At 45.8% G+C, this 1,605-nt stretch carries 3 protein-coding genes; 2 read left to right on the top strand and 1 reads right to left on the bottom strand.

Translation table 11 applies throughout. The annotated features are described in order from the left end of the window. Both queE and queF read left to right on the top strand, forming a co-directional pair. Nucleotides 1-702: 7-carboxy-7-deazaguanine synthase QueE (gene queE, locus GMD6S_RS11285; RefSeq protein WP_000322703.1), on the top strand; the 702-nt coding region annotated here is incomplete at its 5' end. Nucleotides 703-720: 18 nt separating this feature from the next. Next, entirely contained in the window at nt 721-1,212 is a 492-nt protein-coding gene (queF, locus tag GMD6S_RS11280; protein ID WP_000082573.1) for a preQ(1) synthase, read from the top strand. Nucleotides 1,213-1,269: 57 nt separating this feature from the next. On the opposite strand, the gene GMD6S_RS11275 is transcribed toward queF, so the two are convergent. Beyond that, the coding region (locus GMD6S_RS11275) for an aquaporin (RefSeq protein ID WP_000353080.1) at nt 1,270-1,605 on the bottom strand (336 nt) is incomplete at its 5' end.

Here is a 1,605-nt window from a genome sequence, read left to right as displayed (position 1 = left end):
GTCCTCAAACTACCAGTTCTGGAAATTTTCGGCCCAACCTTTCAAGGTGAAGGTCGTGCTATTGGGCAGAAAACCATGTTTGTCCGTACTGCTGGTTGCGACTACCACTGCGACTGGTGTGACTCCGCCTTTACTTGGGATGGTTCTGAAAAACCAACTCGCATGACGGCTGACGAAGTCATTGCTGCCTTAGATAAATTGGGAAACTACGACTACGTTACCTTGTCTGGCGGAAATCCTGCTATCCTAGCAGCTAACATGGCTCAACTGGTCACCAAGCTCAAAGAACGCGGTGTCACTCTAGCTGTTGAGACCCAAGGCTCTCGCTGGCAAAACTGGTTAAAAGACATTGACCAAGTCACCCTGAGTCCCAAACCTCCTTCATCCAAGATGGAAGTCAACTTTGAGACCCTGGACTTTATCGTTTCCCAACTGGATCCAGATAAGGTCACCTTTAAAATTCCAGTCTTTGACGATGCCGATTTGGCCTTTGCCAGAGGCATACAAGAACGCTACCAACCAGATGTCCTCTTCTTATCGGCTGGAAATCCTGAGCCCAAGGCTACGGGTAATATTGTCCAAGATCAACTGGACCGCCTCAAAGAACTCTGGGAACGCATCGCTGCCGACGATAGCTGGGGCAATGTCCGCGTCCTTCCTCAACTCCATACCCTCCTCTACGATAACCAACGTGGAGTTTAAGATTAGAAAGAAAAAATCATGTCACAACAAGAAGAAATGAAAAAGCTCAGCCTACTAGGCAACAAAGAAACCAACTACATCTTTGACTATCAACCAGAAGTCCTCGAATCCTTTGACAATCGTCATGTGGAAAATGACTATTTCATCAAATTTAACTGTCCTGAATTTACCTCACTGTGTCCAATCACTGCTCAACCAGACTTTGCGACCATTTATATTTCCTACATTCCTGACAAGCTCTGTGTTGAGTCAAAATCCCTCAAACTCTACCTCTTTAGCTACCGAAACCACGGAGATTTCCACGAAAACTGTATCAACACCATCGGGAAAGACTTGGTCAACTTGCTAGACCCTCGCTATTTAGAGGTTTGGGGAAAATTTACACCTCGCGGTGGTATCTCAATTGACCCCTACTACAACTACGGTAAGCCTGGAACTAAGTATGAAGGCTTGGCAGAACAACGTCTCTTCCAACACGACCTTTATCCAGAGAAAGTTGACAACCGCTAAACTCATACGAAAAAGCCCTGTTCCTCAAAATGAGGAGCAAGGCTTTTTGAGTTTCAATTATTCTTCTGTTCCAAGGAAGTTTTTCGCAACAAGAGCTGCAAGAACCCCACCAACGATTGGCGCAAGGATGAAAATCCATACTTGTTGAAGGGCTGCTCCACCTACCAAAACAGCTGGTGCCAAGCTACGGGCTGGATTTACTGAAAGTCCAGTAATGTTCAATCCCACAAGAATCATCGCCATCAAGGACAAACCAATCACCAAACCAGCAATCGCACCATTGCCCTTGCTTTCTGAAGTCACTGTCATGATAACCACAACAAACAAGAAGGTTGCGATGACTTCAAACAAGAATCCACCAAAGACAGTGACACCGTTTGCCAAGGCATTTTC

This window comes from Streptococcus sp. GMD6S, from assembly GCF_000297015.1.
Note: the sequence above shows the minus strand (reverse complement) of the source record. Positions and strands in the feature narration are given on the sequence as shown.

Excerpts from the sequence above, each read along its gene's own strand:
- queF (WP_000082573.1), top strand. The coding sequence starts at position 721 with ATGTCACAACAAGAAGAAATGAAAAAGCTCAGCCTACTAGGCAACAAA.